This is a genomic window from Paenibacillus sp. FSL K6-1230, assembly GCF_038002385.1.
GTDB lineage: Bacteria > Bacillota > Bacilli > Paenibacillales > Paenibacillaceae > Paenibacillus > Paenibacillus massiliensis.
In genome coordinates this window covers 4,097,598-4,122,411 of the sequence record NZ_JBBOCK010000001.1, presented here as the reverse complement: position 1 = coordinate 4,122,411, position 24,814 = coordinate 4,097,598, and the positions used below count along the sequence as shown (strand labels likewise).

General features: G+C 48.5%; 22 protein-coding genes and 1 other RNA gene. 19 read left to right on the top strand and 4 right to left on the bottom strand.

Annotated elements, in window-relative coordinates; genetic code table 11:
• Positions 1 to 68 precede the first annotated feature (68 nt).
• The 6 genes from MKX74_RS18170 to rnpB all read left to right on the top strand — a co-directional run bounded on the left by MKX74_RS18170 (position 69) and on the right by rnpB (position 6,284).
• Positions 69 to 536 (top strand): YaiI/YqxD family protein, encoded by a 468-nt coding sequence (locus MKX74_RS18170; RefSeq protein ID WP_341179341.1) that lies wholly within the window; start codon positions 69 to 71, stop codon positions 534 to 536.
• Positions 537 to 577: 41 nt separating this feature from the next.
• Entirely contained in the window at positions 578 to 2,398 is a 1,821-nt protein-coding gene (gene dnaG, locus MKX74_RS18165) for a DNA primase (RefSeq protein WP_025679310.1), read from the top strand.
• A 40-nt stretch (positions 2,399 to 2,438) separates the two neighbouring features.
• On the top strand, positions 2,439 to 3,572 hold the full coding sequence (gene rpoD, locus MKX74_RS18160) for an RNA polymerase sigma factor RpoD (RefSeq protein ID WP_018886743.1): 1,134 nt from the start codon (positions 2,439 to 2,441) through the stop codon (positions 3,570 to 3,572).
• A 347-nt stretch (positions 3,573 to 3,919) separates the two neighbouring features.
• Positions 3,920 to 4,681 (top strand): tRNA (adenine(22)-N(1))-methyltransferase, encoded by a 762-nt coding sequence (locus MKX74_RS18155; protein ID WP_018886744.1) that lies wholly within the window; start codon positions 3,920 to 3,922, stop codon positions 4,679 to 4,681.
• Positions 4,657 to 5,772: a Nif3-like dinuclear metal center hexameric protein gene (locus tag MKX74_RS18150; protein WP_018886745.1), complete on the top strand. Its 1,116-nt coding sequence runs from the start codon at positions 4,657 to 4,659 to the stop codon at positions 5,770 to 5,772. The genes MKX74_RS18155 and MKX74_RS18150 overlap by 25 nt, the downstream gene beginning before the upstream one ends.
• A 107-nt stretch (positions 5,773 to 5,879) precedes the next feature.
• Positions 5,880 to 6,284: RNase P RNA component class A (gene rnpB, locus MKX74_RS18145), an RNA gene on the top strand.
• Positions 6,285 to 6,509: 225 nt separating this feature from the next.
• Here the strand turns inward: rnpB and MKX74_RS18140 are convergent.
• The gene (locus tag MKX74_RS18140) at positions 6,510 to 7,718 is read right to left on the bottom strand and encodes an aminotransferase-like domain-containing protein (RefSeq protein ID WP_341179340.1); all 1,209 of its coding nucleotides are present in this window, start codon (positions 7,716 to 7,718) and stop codon (positions 6,510 to 6,512) included.
• 194 nt (positions 7,719 to 7,912) lie between these two features.
• Here MKX74_RS18140 and pdxR point away from each other — a divergent pair, with 194 nt between their 5' ends.
• The gene (gene pdxR, locus MKX74_RS18135) at positions 7,913 to 9,388 is read left to right on the top strand and encodes a MocR-like pyridoxine biosynthesis transcription factor PdxR (RefSeq protein ID WP_018886747.1); all 1,476 of its coding nucleotides are present in this window, start codon (positions 7,913 to 7,915) and stop codon (positions 9,386 to 9,388) included.
• Positions 9,389 to 9,524: 136 nt separating this feature from the next.
• Here the strand turns inward: pdxR and MKX74_RS18130 are convergent, their stop codons facing one another.
• Positions 9,525 to 11,417: a S8 family peptidase gene (locus MKX74_RS18130; protein ID WP_341179339.1), complete on the bottom strand. Its 1,893-nt coding sequence runs from the start codon at positions 11,415 to 11,417 to the stop codon at positions 9,525 to 9,527.
• 231 nt (positions 11,418 to 11,648) lie between these two features.
• On the opposite strand from MKX74_RS18130, the gene MKX74_RS18125 reads away from it, so the two are divergent.
• From MKX74_RS18125 to thiI, 6 genes are all read left to right on the top strand, one after another.
• On the top strand, positions 11,649 to 12,149 hold the full coding sequence (locus MKX74_RS18125) for a YpuI family protein (protein WP_018886749.1): 501 nt from the start codon (positions 11,649 to 11,651) through the stop codon (positions 12,147 to 12,149).
• A gap of 211 nt (positions 12,150 to 12,360) precedes the next feature.
• Positions 12,361 to 12,585, top strand: a complete 225-nt coding sequence (locus MKX74_RS18120; protein ID WP_341179338.1) for a DUF1540 domain-containing protein — start codon at positions 12,361 to 12,363, stop codon at positions 12,583 to 12,585.
• 51 nt (positions 12,586 to 12,636) lie between these two features.
• Positions 12,637 to 13,011, top strand: coding sequence for a hypothetical protein (locus MKX74_RS18115; protein ID WP_018886751.1), 375 nt, complete (start codon positions 12,637 to 12,639; stop codon positions 13,009 to 13,011).
• A gap of 159 nt (positions 13,012 to 13,170) precedes the next feature.
• A complete protein-coding gene (locus tag MKX74_RS18110) occupies positions 13,171 to 13,854 on the top strand; it encodes a lytic transglycosylase domain-containing protein (RefSeq protein WP_341179337.1) in 684 nt (227 codons plus the stop codon).
• 159 nt (positions 13,855 to 14,013) lie between these two features.
• The gene (locus tag MKX74_RS18105) at positions 14,014 to 15,168 is read left to right on the top strand and encodes a cysteine desulfurase family protein (RefSeq protein ID WP_341179336.1); all 1,155 of its coding nucleotides are present in this window, start codon (positions 14,014 to 14,016) and stop codon (positions 15,166 to 15,168) included.
• Positions 15,165 to 16,391, top strand: a complete 1,227-nt coding sequence (gene thiI / locus MKX74_RS18100; RefSeq protein WP_341179335.1) for a tRNA uracil 4-sulfurtransferase ThiI — start codon at positions 15,165 to 15,167, stop codon at positions 16,389 to 16,391. Before MKX74_RS18105 ends, thiI begins: the two co-directional genes overlap by 4 nt.
• Positions 16,392 to 16,578: 187 nt before the next feature.
• Here thiI and MKX74_RS18095 read toward each other — a convergent pair whose 3' ends face one another.
• On the bottom strand, positions 16,579 to 17,241 hold the full coding sequence (locus MKX74_RS18095; RefSeq protein ID WP_445667325.1) for a TerC family protein: 663 nt from the start codon (positions 17,239 to 17,241) through the stop codon (positions 16,579 to 16,581).
• A gap of 175 nt (positions 17,242 to 17,416) precedes the next feature.
• Between MKX74_RS18095 and MKX74_RS18090 the strand changes: the two genes are divergently transcribed.
• From MKX74_RS18090 to MKX74_RS18070, 5 genes are all read left to right on the top strand, one after another.
• Entirely contained in the window at positions 17,417 to 18,085 is a 669-nt protein-coding gene (locus MKX74_RS18090; RefSeq protein ID WP_341179333.1) for a TerC family protein, read from the top strand.
• Positions 18,086 to 18,314: 229 nt separating this feature from the next.
• Positions 18,315 to 18,806 (top strand): hypothetical protein, encoded by a 492-nt coding sequence (locus tag MKX74_RS18085; protein WP_018886757.1) that lies wholly within the window; start codon positions 18,315 to 18,317, stop codon positions 18,804 to 18,806.
• A gap of 198 nt (positions 18,807 to 19,004) precedes the next feature.
• On the top strand, positions 19,005 to 20,846 hold the full coding sequence (typA, locus tag MKX74_RS18080) for a translational GTPase TypA (RefSeq protein WP_018886758.1): 1,842 nt from the start codon (positions 19,005 to 19,007) through the stop codon (positions 20,844 to 20,846).
• A gap of 235 nt (positions 20,847 to 21,081) precedes the next feature.
• Complete coding sequence (locus MKX74_RS18075; RefSeq protein WP_341179332.1) at positions 21,082 to 22,161, top strand: LCP family protein; 1,080 nt, start codon at positions 21,082 to 21,084, stop codon at positions 22,159 to 22,161.
• A gap of 83 nt (positions 22,162 to 22,244) precedes the next feature.
• Positions 22,245 to 22,697: a pyridoxamine 5'-phosphate oxidase family protein gene (locus tag MKX74_RS18070; RefSeq protein WP_341179331.1), complete on the top strand. Its 453-nt coding sequence runs from the start codon at positions 22,245 to 22,247 to the stop codon at positions 22,695 to 22,697.
• Between the two features lie 7 nt (positions 22,698 to 22,704).
• On the opposite strand, the gene MKX74_RS18065 is transcribed toward MKX74_RS18070, so the two are convergent.
• A complete protein-coding gene (locus MKX74_RS18065; RefSeq protein ID WP_341179330.1) occupies positions 22,705 to 23,244 on the bottom strand; it encodes a YhcN/YlaJ family sporulation lipoprotein in 540 nt (179 codons plus the stop codon).
• Positions 23,245 to 23,433: 189 nt separating this feature from the next.
• Between MKX74_RS18065 and MKX74_RS18060 the strand changes: the two genes are divergently transcribed.
• Entirely contained in the window at positions 23,434 to 24,765 is a 1,332-nt protein-coding gene (locus MKX74_RS18060; protein WP_025677079.1) for a PhoH family protein, read from the top strand.
• Positions 24,766 to 24,814: the final 49 nt, after the last annotated feature.

Genomic DNA, 24,814 nt, shown 5'->3' with positions numbered 1-24,814 from the left:
CGATAGTCGTTTTTCTTATGAAATTAATGCATCGTGTGACTTCATGCCTTAGAGGGGTGACGAGCTGCGTGAATCATAACACCCGAATCGTCGTTGACGGAGATGCTTGCCCGGTTAAGGCAGAGATTATATCCACGGCACGACATTATAATATTGAGGTCATCATGGTGTCTTCATATGATCATGTTCTGCAGGGTGGAGTTGGGGTGAGCATTGTCACGGTAGATCGTAGTGATCAAAGCGCGGATCTGTACATTGCCAACAATATCCACGAGGGGGATATGGTTATAACCAATGATTATGGTCTGGCAGCACTGGCTTTGGCTAAGCGCTGCTATGCTTTATCCTTTCGCGGAACATCCTATGAGAATGAGACCATTGAATTTATGCTGGATCGTCGTCATACGTCTGCTAAGGAGCGGAAGCAAGGCCGTTTTGGCAAAGGCCCGCGACCATTCACTGTGGAGGACCGAAAGGCTTTTCAACATAAATTGACAAAACTTTTACAACTCTTGCAGGAGAATGAACAGGAATAGCGAATAATAATTTAGGTGCTATAGAGATGAAGGTGGTTGGAATGAGTGCCGGACATGGCAGTATACCGGAGCAGATTATTGAGGCGGTATTGCAGCAGCATGATATCGTAGATACGGTAAGCAAGTACGTGCATTTAACCAAGCAGGGGAAATACATGAAAGGTCTGTGCCCGTTTCATTCGGAGAAGACCCCTTCGTTCACGGTGACGCCTGATCGCCAAATTTTCTACTGTTATGGCTGTGGTATGGGAGGCAATGCCATCAAATTTACGATGGAAATCGAAGGACTATCCTTTCCCGAAGCGGTCAGATCCATGGCAGAGGAAAGTCATATCCCCCTGGGGGATTGGCAGGGGCGTGATACGTCACACCAACATCCTGAGGTAGAAAGACTATTGCAGGCTTATGAATTGACTGCGAAGCTGTACCATTTCTTATTGAAGAATACCGAACATGGCAAGGCGGCTATGGACTATCTTCGTTCAAGAGGCTTTACGGACAAGATCATTGATCAATTCCAGATAGGATATGCCCCCAACCGATGGGATACTGTAGTCCAGTTTCTTGAGAAGAGATCCTTTGATCTGGCGGAGATGGAAAGAGGAGGCCTGGTGTCTGCCCGTCATGAAGGAGATGGGTATGTTGATCGCTTTCGGGATCGTGTCATGTTCCCCATCTGGAACCGCAACGGCAAGACGGTTGCTTTTGCCGGACGGATTATGGGGGAGGGACAGCCGAAATATCTCAACTCACCCGAGAGTCGATTGTTTAACAAAAGCCGAACCCTTTACAATCTGCATCAAGCCAAGCCTGCTATCCGCAAGATGAGTCAGGCGGTACTATTCGAGGGCTACGGTGATGTGATTGCAGCTTGGGAGGCAGGTGTTCATCAGGGCACCGCGGCTATGGGCACAGCACTTACTGAACATCATGCTTTGATGCTAAAGGGTCTGTGTGAAGAGGTTATTTTGTGCTATGATGGAGATTCGGCTGGACAAGCAGCTGCCTTGAAGAACTTTCCGATCCTAGAGGAAGTCGGTTTGCGGGTGAAGGTGGCCCTGCTGAGTGATGGGTTGGACCCGGATGATTTCATCAGACGTTATGGAAGTGATCGCTTTAAGCGTCAGATTATTGATGGGGCCGTTTCAACCGTCAAATTTAAGCTTATATATCTGAAAAAAAACCATATACTCCTAGAAGAAGAGGGAAGAATCGCTTATTCCAAGGAGGCACTTCAGGTTATCGCCCCGTTATCTTCGCCTACGGAACGCGAGGTATACCTGCGAGAGGTGTCTGCTGAAGTGAATGTCGATTATGAGACTCTTAAGCAGGAGTGCAATTTGCTGAGGCAATCTCTGCAAAAAAAACAGTTGCCTGGGGATAATAACGCCAAAAGGTGGAATAATGGTAGGCATAAAAAAGCCCAAATACCAACCCCTCAAGTACTCCCTGCTTATCATGCAGCTGAGCGAAGATTGCTGTCCTGGATGATTCAGGATGCCGATGCCGCCCTGTATGTAGAAGAGAATCTGGGAGATGCTTTCAATATCGATGATTATGCAGCTATTGCTGCTTATCTGTATGCATATTATGCACAAGGTAAACCCCCTGACCCAAGCAGGTTCATGTCCTCGCTTCAAGATGATCGTCTGGAGAAGGCTGTAAGCTCGATTACGATGATGGACACACCAGGTCATTGGGAGCCATCCATGCTGGATGATTGTATCCGAGAGGTCAGGAAATATCCGCTGCAGCAGCAGTTGAATGAGAAAAGAGAGCAGATGATCGCTGCAGAGCGTTCTGGTGATTTTTTGCTGGCAGCACAAATAGCAAGTGATATTATAGCCCTAGAGAGACAATAAGGAGTAGGCCGGATGTTTCTAGGGAGGAGGGAGTCGAATTATGGCGAATGATCAACATACTGAACTAGAAACGGAACTAACGTTGGATCAGGTAAAGGATCAGCTAATTGAATTAGGTAAAAAGAGATCTTCCTTGAACTACAAGGATATCATGGAAAAATTATCGCCATTTGATCAAGACCCCGAACAGATGGATGAATTCTATGAGCAGTTGGGTGATATGGGGATTGATGTCGTGAATGACAACGACGAAGACATCGCCAGAATGCGTCCAAGTGATGATCCAGATTCCAATGATAATGATGACTTCAACTTTGATGATGATCTGAGCTTGCCTCCAGGTATCAAAATCAACGACCCTGTTCGTATGTACTTGAAGGAGATTGGACGCGTACCACTCTTGTCAGCTGATGATGAGATCGAGCTTGCCAAACGAATCGAGAACGGGGATGAAGAAGCGAAGCGCAGGCTGGCTGAAGCCAATCTACGTCTCGTGGTCAGTATCGCCAAGCGTTATGTAGGACGTGGAATGCTCTTCCTTGATCTTATTCAGGAAGGTAACATGGGTCTGATCAAGGCTGTTGAGAAGTTCGATCATGGCAAAGGTTTCAAATTCAGTACGTATGCTACCTGGTGGATTCGTCAGGCCATTACCCGTGCTATTGCAGACCAAGCAAGAACGATTCGTATCCCTGTTCATATGGTGGAGACGATCAACAAGCTCATTCGTGTCTCTCGGCAGCTCTTGCAGGAGTTGGGGCGTGAACCGACACCTGAAGAAGTCGCAGCTGAGATGGAATTGAGTGTTGAGAAAGTACGAGAAATTATGAAAATCGCACAAGAGCCTGTATCGTTGGAGACACCGATTGGTGAGGAAGACGATTCCCATCTTGGAGACTTCATAGAGGATCAGGAGGCGCTTGCTCCTGCGGATGCTGCAGCCTATGAATTGCTCAAGGAGCAGCTGGAGGATGTGCTGGACACGTTGACGGAGCGTGAAGAGAATGTATTGCGTCTTCGTTTCGGATTGGATGACGGACGTACACGGACCCTGGAGGAAGTAGGCAAGGTGTTCGGCGTTACTCGTGAACGGATCCGCCAGATTGAAGCCAAAGCCCTTCGCAAGCTTCGCCATCCTAGCCGGAGTAAACGGCTTAAGGATTTTCTGGAATAGAGAACGTTGCGGACCTTCTGCGGGCTAGACTGCAGAGGGTCTTTTTTTCGGACTATGGACGTGTGGCAGAAGTCTTGTTTTCTGTAAGAAAAATGTCTATCGAAGTACTTTCACAGAAGCCAGACCACCTTTAGTTGAAATTTTTCTTGCGATAATCGAATTGCTCAGCTTCGCTGAAAGTAATAATTCTATTATCTAAAGAAATCCCTTGCTCTGCTTCGACTGTGTTTTTATTTTATCTTTTTTTTACAGGTATTGCAAATGATTGGGACCCCGAAAGGCAAGAATTAATAAACAAGAAGATGAGAATCAGTCAATAGTACATTCTAGAAGATGTAGGTGAACGGATGAAACTCTCGGATCGATTGCAGTATATTATGGAGCAAATACCACCACATTCCCGTATGGCAGATATCGGCTCGGATCATGCTCTGCTGCCGGTGGCTGCCGTACGGAGTGGTAGGGTAGTGAGCGCGGTGGCTGGTGAGGTCAATGCTGGCCCGCTTCAGGCAGCACGCAAGCAGGTGCTGGATGCAGGCCTCGGTAACCGTATAGATGTCAGGCAGGGAGATGGCTTGGCTGTGCTGCAGCTGGATGAAGTGGATGTTATTACAATCGCAGGCATGGGTGGTGCACTGATCGCGAATATCCTCGACAGTGGTAAAGAGAAGCTGGCAGGCGTTCAACGACTGGTTCTGCAGCCGAATGTAGGTGAGGATATTCTGCGCAAATGGCTCATTCGCCATAACTGGATTTTGGTAAATGAGCACATTTTGGAGGAAGACGGTAAAGTGTATGAAATCCTCACTGCGGTACCTGGCACCTCAATTAGCACAACACATTCTGACTTGTACAAGCCTTTCACACTCGCTGGCTGCTCTGTTCGGGTAGATGAGGACCTCATGATTCGCATGGGGCCACTTCTGCTGCATAAGGTGAATGAGGTATTCATTCGCAAATGGCAGGGAGAGATTGCCAAGCTTCAGCATGTGACACAGCAGTTGGAGCTCGCGGGCCAGGAAGCGGCTCAGGAGAAGAAGGAGCAGCTGCGATTATTGATTCAACAATTAGAGGAGGTGCTGGCATGTTTGCCAAGGGACAAACCGTAATCGGCCTCGTGGAGCAATTGGCTCCCAAATATCTGGCGGTTCCTGATGACCGGATTGGTCTTCAACTGGGTAGTCTGCAAAAAGAGATCAAGCGTGTACTGGTCGCGTTAGATGTCAATGATGAGGTTGTAGAGGAGGCTATCCGCGTTCAAGCGGACCTGATCGTTGCCCATCATGCGATTATTTTCAGACCACTCAAGTCGTTGAATACCGATCAGCCAGTCGGAAAGCTGTACGAGAAATTAATAAAGCATGACATTGCAGTCTATATCACCCATACCAATCTGGATGCGGCTGAGGGCGGAATCAATGATTGGATGGCTGAGGCTGTTGGCATTGAGAGCAGCTCTGCGCTGGAGGCTACGTATACCGAGCAGCTGTATAAATTGGTAGTATTCGTGCCCAAGACGCACCACCAGCAGGTGCTGGATGCTGTACTCAATGCAGGAGCCGGACATATTGGAAAGTATAGTCATTGTAGCTTCAATGTGGAAGGTACAGGCACATTCCTGCCTGGAGAGGGCACTAGTCCAGTTATCGGTCAGGTAGGCCGTGTGGAAAAGGTAGATGAGGTTCGGGTGGAGACCATTGTGCCAGCTCAAGCACGTAGTAAAGTCTTGCAAGCGATGATCAAGGCTCACCCTTATGAGGAAGTGGCATATGACCTGTATCATGTAGAGCTTCAGGGTAAAGCCTTTGGGCTGGGACGAGTCGGCAAGCTGAAGCAGAGCATGACGCTTCGCGAATATGTGGATGTAGTCAAACAGGGACTTGATGTAAATCAGGTTCGTGTGGTCGGTGATCTGGACAGGACGATCAAGAAGGCGGCTGTTCTTGGAGGCTCTGGCAGTCGTTATGTGGGCAAGGCGCAGTTCAAGGGAGCCGATGTTATTGTCACAGGAGATATTGATTACCATACGGCTCATGATGCACTCATGGCAGGAATGACTATTATCGATCCAGGACATAACACGGAGAAAATTATGAAGTCCAAGCTGGCAGAGTGGCTAGGAGAGAAGCTGTCTGGTCAGCGCTATGAGACGGAGGTACTTGCATCGGAGATCAATACAGAGCCATTTGTCTTTATGTAGCTCTCTGTTATCCCTTGATGTAAATACTGCTGGAATATCCAACAGAATTACTGTAACAGGACTTGTAACGAGGGGTGAATCCTTGTATACTATGTAATGTTGTACGGAAAGTTTGACAGACAATCGCTGGCGGCGGCAGCCGCGAGAGGAAAGTCCGGGCTCCACAGGGCAGGATGCTGGATAACGTCCAGTCGGCGCGAGTCGAAGGATAGTGCCACAGAAATGGACCGCCGATGGCCGCTTCATGGCGGCACAGGCAAGGATGGAACCGAGGTGTAAGAGACCCCGAGGAATGCTGGTGACTTCATTCCTGGTAAACCCCATCTGGAGCAAGACCTAATGGGACACAGCTTCTTCACGGAAGCAGCCTTAGCCCGAGGTGTGTCTGGGTTGGTCGCTGGAGCTGTTCAGTAATGGATGGCCTAGATAGATGATTGTCGCTTTATAGTGGAAGGGTAGTTCCCGTTAGGACCACAACGAGCACAGAACCCGGCTTACGGAAGACTTTCCTAACTGCAACCTTGCACGCTCTACGTGCTTTCATGAGAGATACTTCATACTGTATCTTTAATAGCCAAAAGCTTAAGAACCTTCAAACTTCGCTGCTGCTGAAGTCTGAAGGTTCTTTTTGGTATCTTGAAGCTTTTTGGTATCTTGAGGCTTTTTGGTATCTTGAAGCTATGTGGTGTCCTGATGCTTTTAATTCTGCCGTAGTCGGTTGACTTCACATGCGCTGTTTAGGATTGCAGTACTTCTGCCGCAGCATATTGACGAAGCGCTCGGTCTAGTCTTTCGACTGCCTCAGGGAGCAATCCTGGATCTGTATGGGTGAAATTTACGCGGATTCGGTTCGTGCCTGATCCATCGGGATAGAATACTTGTCCTGGTACAAAGGCCACTCCCGCCTCCACTGCATGACGCAGCAGGACATCAGATTGAATGTGTTCAGGGAGCTGCACCCACATGAACATCCCGCCTTGTGGCTCAACCCAGTTAATTCCCTCCCACTGACGAGACTTGATAAGGTCCGTAAGCTTAAGCAGACGCTTGTAGTACTCCGCGGATACCGTGGCTATGTGAGCCTTGAGATCAAAGGAAGCGAGCAGCTCGGATAGAGCGCGTTGGTCGATCAGACTGGAATGCAGATCAGCGGCTTGCTTGGCTTTGGCAATGACTTTGATAATCTCAAGATCACCAACGACCCAGCCAGAGCGCAGCGCCGGAGCCACCATCTTCGAGAAAGTGCTAGTATATAGCACATTACCTGACCCACCGTACTGCTGATCTAGCGCATACAGCGAAGGGTACTTCTGCTGATGGAAATTCAGTTTGCCGTATGGATCATCCTCTACGATCAGCACCCCATGCTTACGGCATAGCTCTACCACACTGGCTCGACGCTCAATACTCCACACCTGCCCGGAGGGATTGGAGAACGTTGGAATGACATAGATAAATTTTGGACGATGACGGATAATTTTCGCTTCAAGATCGTCAGGAAGCATTCCATCCTTGTCGGTATCTACCATGGTCGGACAGGCACGATAGGATTGAAATACCTGTAAGGCTGCCAAATAGGTCGGGGATTCCACCAAAATGTGGTCACCAGGATCAAGCAGAATTTTGGCAATCAGATCAATCGACTGTTGTGATCCGGTAGTCATGATGATCTGGTCCGCCTGAGCTTCAATTCCATCCTTGCTCATTTGACTCGCAAGCTGCTCGCGCAGACGCGTTAATCCTTCTGTTAGTCCATATTGCAGTGCAGCTCCGCCATGTTCGAACACTTTTGCGTAAGCTTCACGAAGCGCATCTACTGGGAAAAAGGACTCCGCTGGTAGTCCGCCAGCCAGTGATAGAATATCCTTCCCTTGCGTCAGCTTCAAGATGTCCCTTACAGCGGATGAGCCCAAGTTGTTGGCCAAAGCCGAAAATCTGTCCTTCACTGCTTTCATCTCCTATGGTTCCTATAACAGACAGCTATTCTATGCCGTGGTATACTACGCTCCAAACCACATCAATTTTCGGCATACCCGCTCTGTATAGATTAAATTTGTAGTATCATACATGGAAAGTGGTATAACAGTAAAGCTAACAGTATAACAGTAAAGCTAACAGTATTCAGCTGGAGGAGAGATTCATGCATATTGAGCTTAACCGATCAGGTACATCAGTCAAGCTGTTCAAGCAAATTGCAGGCACGATCGCAGATCGCATCCGCTCGGGTCTGCTTGCGCCGGGTACACGCTTGCCCTCTGTCCGTCAGCTGTCTGCCAGCCTTGCTGTCAGTCAGGTGACCATCAGCAGGGCCTACGCTGAGCTGGAGTCAGGGCATCTGATCACCTGCAGTCAGGGAAAAGGCTGCTTCGTAGCAGCCTCAGCACCAGCAACCCCTGCTAAGGAGGAAGCAGACCAGACCTGGCAAATGACACTCGTCGATTATTTGCCCCGAGCACAGCTGTGGCGTAATTTCAATCATCAGCTTCATTCTCGCTATCCGTTCCATTTGGCGGCGCTTCATCCTTCGCTGTTGCCTGTACGGGATATTGTCGATAACGCCTACAAACATCTGTCGGACAATCCGGAATTGATGGCTCATTATGGTGCCTTCGAGGGAGATCTCGAATTACGGGCTCAGTTTGCAGAAATTTTGCGGCAAAAGGGGATACAGGTGTCGGCAGATCAAGTGCTGATTACGAGCGGAGCGCAGCAAGGCATTGACCTGGTAGCACGAACATTTGTCGGGCCAGGGGATGTCGTCTATGTCGAGGCTCCTACGTATACGGGGGCTATTGATGTATTTACCAGTCGGGGCGCAAAAATTATCATGGTTCCTATGGATGAGCAGGGCATGAAGCTGGATATGCTGACACGTCTATGTGACCAGCATCCGCCCAAGCTGATCTACACGAATCCAACGTTCCATAATCCGACAGGTCTGAATCTGAGTCTGGCTCGTCGCAAGCAGCTTCTGGAGCTGGCTGCAAGCTATCATTGTCTGATCGTGGAGGATGATCCGTTCTCCGAGCTATACTTTGACTCTCCACCTCCACCTCCCATTAAGTCTTTTGATCAGGGGGGACATGTGGTCTACATTAAGAGCTTTAGCAAAATCCTCGCTCCAGGCTGTCGTATCGCCTGTATGGCGGCCCAAGGCAGTGTATTGTCACGACTCATTGCTGCGAAATCTACAGCCGATCTGGGCAGCCCGCTACTTACGCAAAAAGCGCTCTTGCCGTTCCTGACGAAGCAATGGGGCAACCATGTCTCGAATCTGAGGAAACTATTAAGCCGACGCCTACAGATTGCAGTCGCAGTTCTGGCTGCTCACGCTCCGCGACGTATTAGCTGGGTCACTCCCAAGGGAGGACTGAACCTCTGGATCAAGCTACCTGATGATACGGACCTTGGAAGGCTCAGTCGTGAGGCTGACAAGCGAGGAATTTCTTTTTTGCCAGGTGAGGTATGCTACGCTGGAGGGACGGGAATGAAGGAAATTCGGATATCTTATTCGTTTGCGGGCGAAGAGGAGCTAAAGGAGGGGCTGAAGCTGCTTTGCGAGCTACTGAATGAAGATCAACAGCCGCTTCCTCCCGAACAAATGCATGTGCTGTAGAAGATCTAGATAAATGATTAATGGATAAATGATATGATAAACAAAAGGGGTGCAGTTCGCTATGTTAGTCATAAGCGATACTGCACACATTTTGTGTACGTGTCATCCCTCTAATTACCTTCTATGTGCAGGTCTTCTAATAACGTCTCCGCAGGATGGCATTCAGCTTGTCCCGGAGCTGCTGTGGCCAGAATTGCAGTGCACTGCTCTTGGACTCTGCGGCTACAAGTGCTTTATAGACATCAATCTGTCCATAGCCAAAATATTTGTCATGCCCCGGCTCACCAAGATCAATGACATTCTGCCTCATCACATCCATGACCTCATGATTCTTAAGCTTAGGGTTGTGAGAGCGGATGAGCGCAGCCAATGCAGCTACATGAGGGCTAGCCATGGATGTCCCTGACAAGGCGGCGTATTGATTACCTGGATAGGTGCTGGCAATGCTTGCGCCAGGAGCCATGACATCGACATAATCGCCATAATTGGAGAAGGATGCACGCTCCTGATTGGCATCGGTAGCAGATACCGCAAATACTTCAGGATACGCCGCAGGATAGCCGGGCCGCTCCGTATTATCATTGCCTGTGGCGGCAATCAGCACAATGTCCTTGTCGTACGCGTATTTAACTGCATCATGCAGGAACTCGGAGTCGACATAATTGCCGAGGCTCATATTAATGACCTTTGCACCGTGATCTGCAGCCCAGATGATGCCTTCGGCGACCGAATAGGTCGTCCCGGAGCCAGATTGGTCAAGTGCTTTTACAGGGAGTACTTTATTGTACCAGGTCATTCCCGCCACACCTTCATTGTTGTTCACGAGAGCAGATATGATTCCTGCTACATGCGTACCATGTCCGACATCATCATATGGCTTCTGAGCGGAGTCAACGACATTATAGCCTTCCAGCAGTTGCCCTTGAAGATCTGGATGATCCAGATCCACACCGGTGTCTACTACCCCTACAATCACGTCCTTGCTGCCTCGCGACAGGTTCCACCCTTTGTTTGTCTCTGTGGCTGGCAGGTTCCATTGATATTCAGAAAAGAGTAGATCATTAGGAAAACCTGGGCGCTCGGTTACAGTTTCGTTCGTCATATAGAGGTAATGCGGCTCGGTGTACAGAGGGTCCCAGTTCACTGTGAAATAATGCTTTAATTCCTTGTAGTTATGGTGCTTGGATTTGAAGACATAATTGTTGCCCAGCTTGCGCCCCTTGTCACAGTTCAGCGCGGTCATAATCTTTTGCATATGTTCCTCGGTTGGTTCGGAGCGGAAGCGAACGACGATTTCATTTTCGTAAAAATGGCTCGCATTTGCATTGTCGTGTCCTGTCTTGACGGTCATATTTTTCATCGTGTTGGGAAGAACAGACTCAACTTTGTACTCGCCCTCCTTGGGATATGGAATCATGCGCAGATTGTTGCGCTGATGATCCCTGACCTTGGCAAGAATTTTGTGGTCCATGACAGCTATGACTCCATGTGTGTGATCCCGATCTGGAACGGCCATAATGTAATAGTTCTTGTCGCCTGCAGCAAAGGTTGTTGATTCGTAGGTTCGGCCCTGGTGTAGTGCTTTCTTGGCAGCACTTAGTGCTTCTCTTGCTTCCTTGCTGCTCGTTAGAGAGCTCAGCTTCCCACTGGATTCCGTGATATGGGATTCCTTGCCATGACGCAGATCCATCCAGATCAGGGTATGAAAATGATCATGTGTCTTGCGCAGCTTGCCAGCAACATCACGCATGTGCTTCGTGTTATGATCGTGTCTGGAGTTCAGTAGCTCCTTGAGATGGGCTTTGGTATCCTGTCGTGACAGTTGCTCGGTTGCTTGCAGATCCTGGCTTAGCGTCATTCTTTTCAGCTTCTGCTCCTGCTGAGGGCTTGCGGACAGCCCTGTAGCTTGCGGCTTTGCAGGTGTAGCGTGACGCTCCCTTGGACTCGTGTTCAAGGTGGTAATCAGTGCCGCACATATAGCGGCTGCCGCAGCGATTCCTGCCACTTTTCCCCATGTGGAACGGGCCATATGCAATGCCTCCTGTGCTTGAGTTATTTAGCTTTGCTTTAGCGTGGATTGGTTTGTAGTTTTTTATACCGTTTGTCCCTGATTTGTGGTAGGATTAGAACTGATTATAAGCAAGGCCTATAGAGCAAATTAAATGAATTAGGTTTGGCCATAGGTGTTAACGGGTAACCATTGAGTGGTAGCTAATGTATTGAATGCAATTAAGGAACTGATCAAAGGGGAGCTGTATCTATGTCAGCAGTCAATGTTCAAAAATTATGTGAGTCCTCTCAGGAGAAGCTTAAAACGGCAATTGCGCGTCTGGAATTATTTCTGAACGATAATGCGCTTCCGCAGCTGACTGTGAATCAGGACGAGGAAACAATTCATTATTACAAAGGGTTCTTGTCGGATCTCAGACATCTGCTCGTGTACTCTGAAGTGTCCTATGAGAAGCTGGGAGTCGTGCTTCGCCGCGCTAATTTTGATGTCGATTTTGCTGAGAAGGCTTTATATAATGTTTATCACGACTGTGTAAACAGCTTTTTCTATCCCAAGAATGAGACGTATGCAGAGGATGGAAGATATGCCTATACAGGGCAGGATGCCATTCGTTTCCGCAAAAAGCCGCTTGAAGAGGTGCGTTCCGTTGTAATGGACGTAACTAAGGTGTATGAAGAGCTTCGTGATGACCTGTCTTATTATGAAAGTGACTATTTGACTCAGCGTCGCATGCAGACTCGTCGCGCTTAGGACAACACATGAAGCAATAAATGAAATTTGCATTATTGCCAAGAGACGCATATAAATAAATCCAATCATATATTGCATGAAAAAAGGACGTACAGCTCTCTGAGCATGTGCGTCTTTTTTGTGTTGTGTGTCGCTCTCCATCAACTGGCATACTGCGAGCAGGATAGCAGATGAAAAGGGGGGGATACTTATTGATGAGGTGATCCTACAAATGAATCATGAAGCTCGCCCAAACGTACGCTGTAGTGTGTCGAACTGTAATTATTGGGGACAAGACAATGTTTGTAATGCCGAAGCGATCTTGATCAACATCGATGAGTATGCCAAGAGCAGACTCAAGGAAGAGTATGCAAGTGAAAGCTTTGGCACAGAACAGGAAGGTCGTGCGGAGACTTCCGCAGCAACCTGCTGTCACACATTCAAGCCTAGAAAGTAATGCTGTTCCTGATCTAGCAGTAGCGGTCTAATTGCTGAGGAGGTGCTTGAAATGGAGTTCAAAGGAAAAAATTGTGATGATCCCAAGCCTGTGGAGCATACACACAAGCATGAGGACCGAAAACGAGTAGATTATCCTCGTATGGATCATCAAGAGGAGTATGCAGCAGAGGTAGCCCCGGTGTCTTCCAACAGAGTGTCAGATACCACGGATAGAACTTCTGATGCAGGACGAGTATCGGGTTATATTGGAGTTGCTCTGGGGATTCTTGCGATGTTCATGTGGTCCGTCATCCTGGGCCCTGTCGCAGTAATTCTGGGGTTCTATGCTTACTCGCAAGGACGCAAGGTGTCAGGTGGCTGGTCCATTGGTCTTGGTGTGCTAGCCACGATTGGTTATTTTGCTTTTCTTCCATTCATAAGGTAGTAATAACTCATTAGCTGTTGTAGAAAATTGGCGTGAGAGGCTCCGAAAGTTCATTTAATGAGCTTTCGAGCCTCTTTTTTCGACAAATACTTATGGCAGAGCTTAGTAAAACGGTGTATGATAGGCTATAATGCCATATAGAAAGTTGGGACAAGGGACATGCAAATAGACCCTCACGTGACGAAGACATTGTTGGAATCACAATATAACAATACTTCTACGGCTAATTCGGTATCTGACACCAGTACGGATTTCTCCAATATCCTTGCCGCTGCTGCAGCGCAGTCTTCGGAAAGTACGATTCAAGGAGATGTCACGGAAGAAGATGGCCTGCTTTGGCTTCATATTGGCCCATCCAAGGGAGCTTCAGCCTACAATCCTTTATTATTCCAAGCTACTGGTGTAGAGGAAGGCGAGACGAAGCCAACTGCTTATGATGCGCTGATCTCCGATGCCAGTCGTAAATATGGAGTTGCAGAATCACTGATTAAGGCAGTCATTGATACAGAGTCCTCCTTTAACCCGTACGCTGTGTCATCGGCAGGGGCCAAGGGACTAATGCAATTGATGGATGCTACGGCACAGGGATTAGGCGTTAGCAATTCCTTCGATCCAGCGGAGAATATAGATGCAGGTACCAGGTACTTGTCTTATCAGCTCAAGCGCTTCAATGGGCAGGAGCAAATGGCTCTGGCTGCTTACAATGCAGGACCAACCCGGGTTAACCGCTTGGGAGTGTCCACAGATGCGGAACTGATGAGCGTGCTCGGTCAATTGCCACTAGAGACTCAGAAATACATTTCCAAGATACAGGATGCTCGTAGCAAGTATCTTCTTGGCTAATCATAGGGTGAATTCAATATCTGCCAGTATCTGACTAGGTAGAGCACAAGTAATCAGCCAAAGGATCAATATGGGGATATTTTCGCGCGGATAACTCCGTTGCCTGATTTCTCCTGTTGGTCTATTTGTGTTGGTTGGCGTAGAGAGGAGACAAAGCCTTTGCTTTATTTTGATCATGCAGCCTCGACACCTCCTGATGCATCAGTAATTCAGACCATTACGGAGGTCATGCTGCAGCAGTTCGGGAACCCGTCCTCCATTCATCAATATGGAGATCAAGCTCATAAATTGCTACAGCGGTCACGAGAGGTGTGCGCGCGTGCGCTTGGTGTAAAGCCTGAAGAAGTATTGTTCACCTCGGGAGCAACGGAGAGTAACAATATGGCCATTAAAGGAGCAGCACGGAGACATGCATCCCGGGGACGTCATATCCTCACATCTGCGACGGAGCATCCATCGGTATATGAAGCGTGTCTTCAACTGCAAAGCGAAGGATTCGAGGTCGAGGTGCTTGGTGTAGATAGTCAGGGGCATATTTCTCCAGAACAAGTACTGAACGCGGTCCGCAAGGATACCATACTCGTGAGCATAATGCAGGTGAATAATGAGACTGGCCGCGTAAACCCGGTAGAAGCAATCGGAGCGCTGTTAAAATCACATTTTCCCAGAGTACTATTCCATGTGGATGGTGTTCAAGCCTTCGGAAAGCTACCTGTGCAGCTTGGAAACAGCGGTATCGACTTATACAGTATATCCGCTCACAAGCTTCGTGGGCCAAAGGGAGCTGGGCTGTTGTACGTTCGTGAAGGAGTTCTGCTTACTCCATTGATCTCGGGAGGTGGGCAGGAACGTGCCTTGCGCGGCGGGACGGAGAATATTCCTTTAATTGTAGGTATGGCCAAGGCTGTTCGACTAGCGGGTGAAAGACAGGAAAGCTTTGCCAAGCGATGCTCAGACTACCGTGACCGGATTACGCAGTTGCTGGAGGGTATCCAGGGCATACACATCAACAGCGGGCAGGAAGCACCACATATCGTTCATTTCTCACATGAGCATATGAAGGCCGAGGTTATGCTGCACATGCTGGAGGAGCTTGGTGTGCTCGTGTCAACCAGATCAGCGTGTTCTTCACGTGCCACGGAGCCTAGTCGTGTGCTTCTGGCAATGGGACGAAGCGAGCAGCTTGCGTCGCAAGGCATTCGCATCAGCTTCGGGGAGGAGCATACGGAATCTGATATCGGAGAGCTGATTACAGCACTGAAGCAGATGTCGGAGAGAGTGAAGGGATGGGAAGGGTGGAACAAAAGAAGATGAATTATGATCTATTATTACTCAGATTCGGGGAATTCACATTAAAGGGAAAGAACAGAGCTCGTTTTGAGAAGGCTGTGCTGAAGCATGTCAGAGCATTGCTGCAGGCTTTTCCGCAGGCTGTCATCCAACGTGAATTCGGACGTCTCTATATCGTACTGAATGGTGAATCTGGAGAAGAGATGATCAAGGTGCTGCAAAAGGTATTCGGCATTACGTCGATCAGTCCGGTCAAGCTTGCGAAGCTTGACGTGGAGGATATTGCAAGCAAGGCCGTTGCACTTATGCAGGAGTTAAATCTGCCTGAAGAAGCCACCTTCAAGGTGAATGCTCGGCGCGTGTGGAAGGAGTTCCCTCATTCCTCTCATGAGCTTAACCACCTGATAGGTGCCCCGGTGCTTCGGTCTTGTCCAGGACTAAAGGTGAATGTCAGAGAGCCGGATGTAGAGCTTCGTCTTGAGGTGCGTGAGCAAGGAGCTTACCTGTTCTGTGAAGTCATCCCTGCGGCTGGTGGATATCCACTGGGGACGAACGGCAAGGCCATGCTGCTCTTGTCCGGCGGGATTGACAGTCCGGTAGCGGCATGGTCCTCTATGCGTCGTGGTCTGGAGGTGGAGTGTGTTCACTTTTACAGCTATCCTTATACAAGCGAGCGAGCCAAGGAAAAAGTCATTGATCTGGCCAAGGTGCTGTCAGGCTATGCCGGACACATCCGTCTGCATCTGGTACCATTTACAGAGGTGCAGACGGCATTCACGCAGACACGTCAGGAAAATCTGATCATAACGCTGATGCGGAGAGCCATGCTGCGTATTGCTACTCGCTTGGCAGAGAAGGAAGGGGCTCTCGCCCTCGTAACTGGGGATAGCCTCGGACAAGTGGCAAGTCAGACGCTGCAGAGCATGAATGTTATTGGACGTGCGACGAATTTGCCGCTCTTGCGCCCCTTAGTGATGATGGACAAAAATGATATCATTGATAAAGCCAAAGATATTGGCACCTATGATTTGTCCATCTTGCCGTATGAGGATTGCTGCACATTGTTCATACCCAAATCTCCGGCAACGAATCCCAATCTGTGGGTGGTTGAGAAGATCGAAGCAAGCCTGCGGGAGCTACCAACCCTCATCGAGGAGGCTGTCGCCAAGACGGAAACGATCACATTGGAGGCAGGCAAAGATGTGAGAGGTCTGGATGACCAGGCCATCAACGAGGATTGGTTCTAGTACTTGACCAGAGCAAGTATGGGAGTGTAGAGCTGTTGAAAGCAGGAGTCCTGTCGAGTATGCTCTTCAGATCATTCAGCATGAGAGGATAAAAATAAGGCCGACGGTTCGCAATGTGCGACCGGCGGCCTATTAGTCTTGCTTGAGTATATGACCTCATCTTGAGAAGTTAGACCCTCTAGTCTGCTCAAGAAAAGGAGCTGTTGTGCTGTCGTAATCGAAGTCTACGATTGCGCAAGTAGCCCGTAACGAGAATACCAACGACGATTAGTATGATGAACAGGTTCTGCCATACCGGGTGACCTACGAACATAAAGGCGAGTCCTTGCTCCTGTGTAATCATATGCGCTGCAGTATATCCAAGTACGGTAGCTCCTAGATAGATAATCCAAGAGAATTTCTCGATCAGTCTGATAAAGAGGGTACTGCCCCATACGACGATGGGAACGCTAATCATGAGACCAAGCACTACAAGAATTAAATGCTGCTGCGCCGCTCCAGCAACAGCAATGACGTTGTCCAGTCCCATTGCGGCGTCAGCCACAACAATCGTACGAACGGCTTGCCACAGTGTGGTACCTGCCTGTATATCCGCATGCTCCTCCTGATCATGCAACAGCTTGGTAGCGATCCAGATTAGCATGGCTCCACCCACGAGCAGCAACCACGGAATTTGCAAAAGCCATAGCACCACGATGGTGGCTAGAATTCGAATAAGTACAGCGCCTGTGGTTCCGTAAATAATCGCTTTCTTCTGGCTATCTGCAGGAAGCTTGCGAGCAGCGAGCCCGATTACGATAGCGTTATCTCCAGCTAGTAACAGATCAATAAATACGACGTTTAGTAGCATAGCTAAAAACTGTAGCCAGGATAGCTCCACTTCATTCACTCCTTGACCTACTTTTTTAAACTCTGTAACCCTATTTAATGCCTACTAAATGGACCAATTATAGTCCTCTACGTGTACCCAGTCAAGCATAGCTTGGCCCCCTTCCGCATAGAGCTAGGATGGGAGGGATTATACAATGGAGCATATACTGCTACTTGCCAAAATACTCATGATCAATCTAGTACTTAGCGGTGATAATGCCGTCGTCATTGCGATGGCAAGTAAGAACCTGCCAGCCGGGCAGCGTCGACAGGCCATCTGGTGGGGATCCATGGGGGCCGTGCTGCTACGCTGTATACTTACCTTTGCAGCCGTGCTGCTGCTAGGAATCCCTTATATTCAGGCTGCAGGCGGGCTACTATTGCTCTGGATCTCGTTCAAGCTGCTGTTTGATGATGGCGATGCCGAACAGGTGCGTGAGGCGGCGACCATCGGAAAAGCAATTCAGATTATTCTAGCAGCTGACTTTGTGATGAGCCTTGATAATGTGCTGGCTATTGCTGCGGTTGCCCGTGGAGACCTCTCCATAATAGTTATTGGGATTGCCCTCAGTATCCCAATTGTTGTATGGGGCAGTACCCTGATTGCGGATCTGCTACATCGCTATCCAGCGCTCGTCATGGCCGGCTCAGCCATCCTTGCCTATACATCCGGCGAGATGATACTTCAGGATCCCAAGTTGGGCTACTGGCTCTCGCAGCTAGCCTACGCGTCCCATCCACTTTTACCGTTGGTGCTGGCATGCCTGCTAGTATTTGTAGGTATATATTACCAATACCGTAAAAGAACAGGCATGACCTCATAATAGTCTAATGATTCTGAGTGAAATTATTCATGAGCAGATCGTACGTCGAACCGGAGCCCTGGCAGGGGATAACACGTTAACATGAAACCGCAGAAAATGGCTATGAAGAAAAAAGCCGGATGAAGTAGTTTTTTCGGAGAACATCAGCTAAACTAATCATAACAACACAGTTAGGGAGCGCTTTGTCGCTATCCATTTCCCAGTGAATCTCACAAAAGAAGGTGAATATATGAATTCCGGAAAAGAACGCTTGATCGGTATAGCCATCGTCGCTGCAGGGCTTATTATTTTGCTTGGCAAGCTGGGGGTGTTCGCATTTCTTGGACAGGCATTTTGGCCTTTGCTCATTCTGGCTCCAGGAATCGTGCTGCACATTCTCTACATGTCCCGACTTCTGCCTGCTTACACACTCATACCAGCCGGGATTCTGACCGTCTACGGGGTTTTGTTCTTTCTCTGCAACACCTGGGGCTGGGGTCTGATGACATACCTATGGCCGTTTTTGTTGCTTGGTGTTGCGGTCGGGCTGCTGGAGTATGCTGTCTCTGAGGTTCAACGTCCTCGTCTGGCCTTTGCTCTTGGCATATGGAGCGGGGTTCTGTCCATCATTTTCTTGATTTTTACGCTGCTGCAGACGAGCATCAGCTACATTTTGGCGGTGTTACTGATCGCGGGTGGTCTGTGGCTTATCCTTCGCCGAGGGGGCAAACGGATCTGGTAAACGAGGGCTGGTAATTGAAAACTCTTGATTTATCCTTAAATTCAACTATAATATAAGGGATATTGTGCAGCGTCGGAGTGTTTCCCCGGCGCTTGTTTTGTGAGTGAATGGTTCCGGGTCTGCACAGTCGTGCAAAATCCGCAGCATATAGAGATATATAGACCATTATTTGACATAGGAAAGGATAATGAACAAACCATGCATGCAAGAGAGAATCTTCGCAACATTGCGATCATTGCCCACGTCGATCACGGAAAAACGACGCTCGTCGACAAGCTGCTTCAACAATCCGGAACATTTCGCGAGCACGAAGCGGTACAGGAAAGAGCCATGGATTCCAATGATCTCGAACGGGAGCGCGGAATTACAATTTTGGCGAAGAACACAGCCATTACGTATAAAGATTATCTGATTAACATTGTTGACACCCCGGGACACGCCGACTTTGGTGGCGAAGTGGAACGGATTATGAAGATGGTTGACGGCGTACTACTCGTAGTTGATGCTTATGAAGGCTGTATGCCACAGACGAAGTTCGTATTGCGCAAAGCGCTTGAGCAGAATCTGACACCAATCGTAGTTGTGAACAAAATTGACCGTCCTGCCGCTCGTCCGGCAGAGGTGATTGATGAAGTACTGGATCTGTTCATCGAGCTCGGTGCCAATGATGATCAATTGGAATTCCCTGTCGTCTATGCTTCCGCATTGAACGGGACATCCAGTACGGACCCTGAGAAGCAGGATGAGAACATGCAGGCTCTCTATGAGATGATCGTAGATCATATCCCGGCTCCAACAGAGAAGGTTGATGAGCCTCTGCAATTCCTCGTTACTCTGATGGATTATAATGAATACCTTGGCCGTATTGCCATTGGTCGTGTGAACCGTGGCGTTATCCGTCAGGGACAACCGGTTGCAGTCATGATGCGTGACGGTAGCAAGAAATCCGCACGGATCGAGAAGCTGTTCGGCTTCCAGGGATTGAAGCGTATCGAGACTGAAGAAGCTGGCGCTGGAGATATCGTAGCGATTGCTGGAATTAAGGATATCAATATCGGTGAGACGATTGCTGATCCGAATCAACCAGAGGCACTGCCTGTACTCAAAATTGATGAGCCTACGCTGCAGATGACATTCCTGGTGAACAACAGTCCATTTGCTGGACGCGAAGGTAAATGGGTTACTTCCCGTAAGCTGCGTGATCGTCTGCTGAAAGAGCTGGAGACTGATGTCAGCTTGCGTGTTGACGAGACGGATAGCCCAGATGCCTTTATCGTATCCGGACGTGGTGAGCTTCACTTGGGTATTCTTATTGAGAATATGCGTCGTGAAGGCTATGAACTGCAAGTGTCCAAGCCTGAAGTTATCATTAAGGAAATCGATGGCAAGAAGATGGAGCCGATCGAGCGCCTCTTGATTGATATTCCGGAAGAAAGCATGGGATCTGTCATGGAAAGCCTGGGTATGCGTAAGGCGGAGATGGTGAACATGATCAATAATGGTAGCGGCCAGGTACGTCTGGAGTTCCTGATTCCGGCTCGCGGCCTGATTGGTTACAGCACGAACTTCCTGACTTTGACCCGTGGCTACGGTGTAATGAACCATGCATTCGACAGCTATGGACCACTGGTTGGCGGTCAAGTGGGCGGGCGTCATCAAGGCGTACTAGTCTCCACTGAGAATGGGACCTCCACATTCTACGGTATGCTGGGAGTAGAGGACCGCGGTATTCTGTTCCTTGAGCCAGGTACTGAGATCTATGAAGGTATGATTGTTGGTGAGCATACTCGTGATAACGACATTGTTGTGAATATCTGCAAAGAAAAGCAGCTGACGAACGTGAGATCCGCTACCAAGGATGATACGGTTAAGTTGAAAACACCACGTATCTTCTCACTGGAGCAGGCACTTGAATATCTGAATGATGACGAATATTGTGAGATTACTCCACAATCCATCCGTCTGCGTAAGAAAATTCTCAACAAGAGTGAGCGTGAGCGTGCCGAGAAGCAACGTAAAATGGCACAAGCGAATTCATAATAGCACAGATCGGCAATTTGGCCAGAGAGAGCATCTGTTCCAAATGCTGGTCAGCCGCGGCGGCGAGTCCCTTCCGGGGCTTCGCCGTTTCGCGTTTTTTTGGAGATTAAAAATTGTATTATTAATTTCTAACTACCGTCTGTCTCCTGTGAGAATAGATAGATAGACGTTTGTTTATTCATATGATATCGCTAGATCTTGTGTCCTCATTATTTAAGCGAAAAGGTGTTGAATCATGAGCAACTCCCAGAATAATCTGCCTCCACGTCAACGAGCTGGAAAACGAGCCAAAGCAAGCAAAAAAAAGAAAAAGAGCTTCTTTCGCTCCTTCATGAAATTTGTTCTTTTCCTTATGATCATTGGATTGATTTCCGGAGGTCTATACGCATACTATATCATGAACAAGGTCGAGGCCGTTTTGGATACAGGAATCAATAAGCCCGTTCCACAGACGGAATTAGCAGAGGCTAAGCCTCTGACGGTATTGCTGCTCGGGACGGACTATCGTCCGAAGCATCAGACCTACCTTACGGACGTGATTATGGTAGCTACATTGAATCCGAAGACAAAATCAGCGACGCTGGTATCTTTGCCACGTGATACAAAACTCGAGCTAGATGGGTACAGATCACGCAAGCTGAATGAATACTATCCGGTCTTCAAATCACGGGAAAAAGAGTCAGGTGTGAGTGCTGAGGAAGAAATGAAGAAGATGATCAGCGAGTATATGGGGCTGAAAATTGATTATGTGACCGTTCTGAACTTCCAGGGCTTCCGTGATGTGGTAGATGAGCTGGGAGGCGTCAGCGTTACGGTGGACAAGAACATGTGCTATCGTGATACAGCAGATGGTACTGACATCAATCTGAAGGCCGGAGAGCAGCATTTGAATGGTGATAAAGCGCTCGATTTTGTAAGATATCGCAAATCCAATTGCAGACCGCGTACCGCAGCTTCTGATGATTTTGAACGCAACCAGCGTCAGAACCAGGTGCTTCGTGCTTTGATTGATCAGATGCAGAGCTTTAATGGACTTACGAAGTTCGGGAATGTCATTGAAGCTGTAGACAAAAACCTGACGATGGACATTGAGACAGCGCAAATGAAGAACCTTGTCTCTACCTATTGGAATATATCAAAGGATAATGTCACATACAATCCAGTAGCTGGTACTTGGCGAAGTCCGTATGTATACATTGACGAAGAGAAGCTGGAGGAAGCCAAGCAAGCCCTCAAGGCGGAATACGATGGAACGCACATCAAGAAGGATGTCGATGGAACCGATGATAGTGGAGATGCTGGTAGCAATACATGACAACTCTAGCCTTTGAATGATACTATGATTCTGTGATATACTTCTTAATAAGTAAGAGTAGTGGTGCTGAGGGAGGGACGTAGATGTCCGAGATGGTCACCCATTTGCCAGATACGCTGTGGAATCAACTGCAGGAAGAGGCTTTCGTCATCATCAATACGATTGATGCGGATAGTGGAGGACCCACTTCCACGGTACTCTCCTGGATTTATGCGGTGAACCCTGCCACATTACGTATTGCTGTGGATCATCATTCGCGTCTTGTTCACAACATGCACAAGTCTCCGCTGGTCACAGTGACTGTGTTCGGTGAAGGGACAATCTATGCCATTAACGGGCGTGCCAGTGTTGTGCAGGACCCGTTGAAGGATGTACCTTTTAAAATTTGTTGCTTTGATATTACGATTGAGGCCGTTCGCAATGCCTTGTTTTATGGCATGGAGCTGGCTTCGCCGCCTCAATATACAAGAGTTCAAGATGAGCGTGCAGCCCGGAAGCTGGATGCCCAGGTTCTTTCTGCCATGAAAAAAGCCTAGTGAGTGATCACTGGGCTTTTTCGTTTTTATTCATCTGTGGCTCGTTCTCGGATATTTGAGTATCTGTAGACATTTGCGGAATTAAGCGTCCCATAATATCAGCCAGCTCCAGGCCAAATCCCTGAATGGGATGTCCCGCCCGGATATCTGCAGCCATTTCTGATAAGCGCTGGGTAATATCGGCGTCAGCCGTGACAAGGGAGTTGAGACCATCCGGGTCCTTATGAATGGCTTCGGCTACGGAATACTTGATGGTGCCTACATCGGCACGCTCCAGCTTTCCGTCCACATCAATGCCGACGATGGCCGTATTGCCAAGAACTACACAGTTCGCATTCGCCACCCCGTTGACTCTGCGAGCTATTTTGGCTAGATGATCAGCCTGCTCAGTAGCATTGGCCTCCTGTGGCAGGCGGGCCACATCTTCTACGGGGTGAGCTGCAGGGCCATTTGGCACACTGTGCTCTCTAATATTTTGCTCTTGTCTGGATACACCACAGGCAGTCAGTACTAGACTGAGCAGCATGATACATGCATAGACTTTCACAAAGACTCCTCCTTTACTTGTATCTGATTCGTATGTTCCTCCCTGTTCTGAAAAGGAGGTGAGGCAATTTTAACGGGAACCTGCAATTATTGTGTCCGCCGGGAATATTAATATGTATGGAGCGCATGATTGTCCGTGCATGATCAGCATGTGCGTCCTGGAACAGATGCCGCTTTGGAGGGGATAGCTATGAAGAAAATATTTGTGATCGACACCAATGTCCTGCTTCATGATCCTAAAGCTATATTTGCATTCCAAGAACATGAAGTCATCATTCCCGCAGTGGTCTTAGAAGAAATTGACTCGAAAAAGCGCAATGCTGACGAGATTGGACGCAATGCCAGATACGTATCCCGTCTCCTTGATGCTCTAAGGGAGAGCGGTCATTTGCATAGCGGCGTACCGCTTCCACATGGAGGCAGGTTGAAGGTGGAGCTCAATCACCGCAGCTTTTTGAAGGTACAAGAAATGTTCGGAGAACTGTCCAACGACAATCGAATTCTGGCCGTTGCTTTGAATTATCAGATGGAAGAGAAGGAACAGGCTGAGCCGAAAACCGTAGTGCTTGTGAGCAAAGATGTACTTGTTCGCATCAAGGCTGATGTACTTGGGCTCATGACGGAGGATTTTCTATCGGATCGGACGGCAGGTCCTGAAGAGCTTTACTCTGGCTGCCTCACCATTCAGGTGCATCCTTCAATCATTGATGAATTCTATTCATTCCGGCAATTGGCCATTGCACCATTGCAGTTGTCCTTCAAGCTGTATCCTAACGAATTTGTCATTTTGAAGGATGAAATGGGCACAGGCAAATCGGCTCTATTACGGGTGAACAAGGAGGGAAGCAAGCTTGAGCCACTCTATCTGAGTAATGAGCCAGTGTGGGGAATTGCAGCCCGCAATGTTCAACAGAGAATGGCGCTGGAGCTGCTGCTCAACGACGATATACCTTTGGTTACGATTACGGGAAAAGCCGGTACGGGAAAAACCTTGCTCGCCCTCGCAGCGGGTCTGTTGAAGGTCGAGGATGAGCATAAGTACAAGAAGCTCCTGATTGCTAGGCCCGTCGTGCCAATGGGGAAGGATATCGGCTACCTGCCAGGGGAGAAAGAGGAGAAGCTTCGGCCATGGATGCAGCCGATCTATGACAATCTGGAATATCTCTTTGACGTTAAGAAGGCAGGAGATATTGATAAAATTCTCATGGGACTTGGCAGCATCCAAGTCGAGGCTCTTACCTACATTCGCGGTCGTTCGATTCCAGGACAATTCATTATTATAGATGAAGCACAAAATCTGTCCCGACATGAAATCAAGACGATCGTCTCTCGTGTGGGAGAGGGCAGTAAAATCATTCTGATGGGAGATCCTGAGCAGATTGACCATCCTTATCTGGATGCGTCGAGCAACGGATTGACCTATGTAGTGGAACGATTCAGACAGGAGGAGATCAGCGGGCATATTACCCTTGAGAAAGGTGAGCGCTCCAAGCTGGCTCAACTGGCGGCAGATCTATTATAATAATCATTATGGATATGAAAAAACCTTCAATGACCGAGACAGGTCGTTG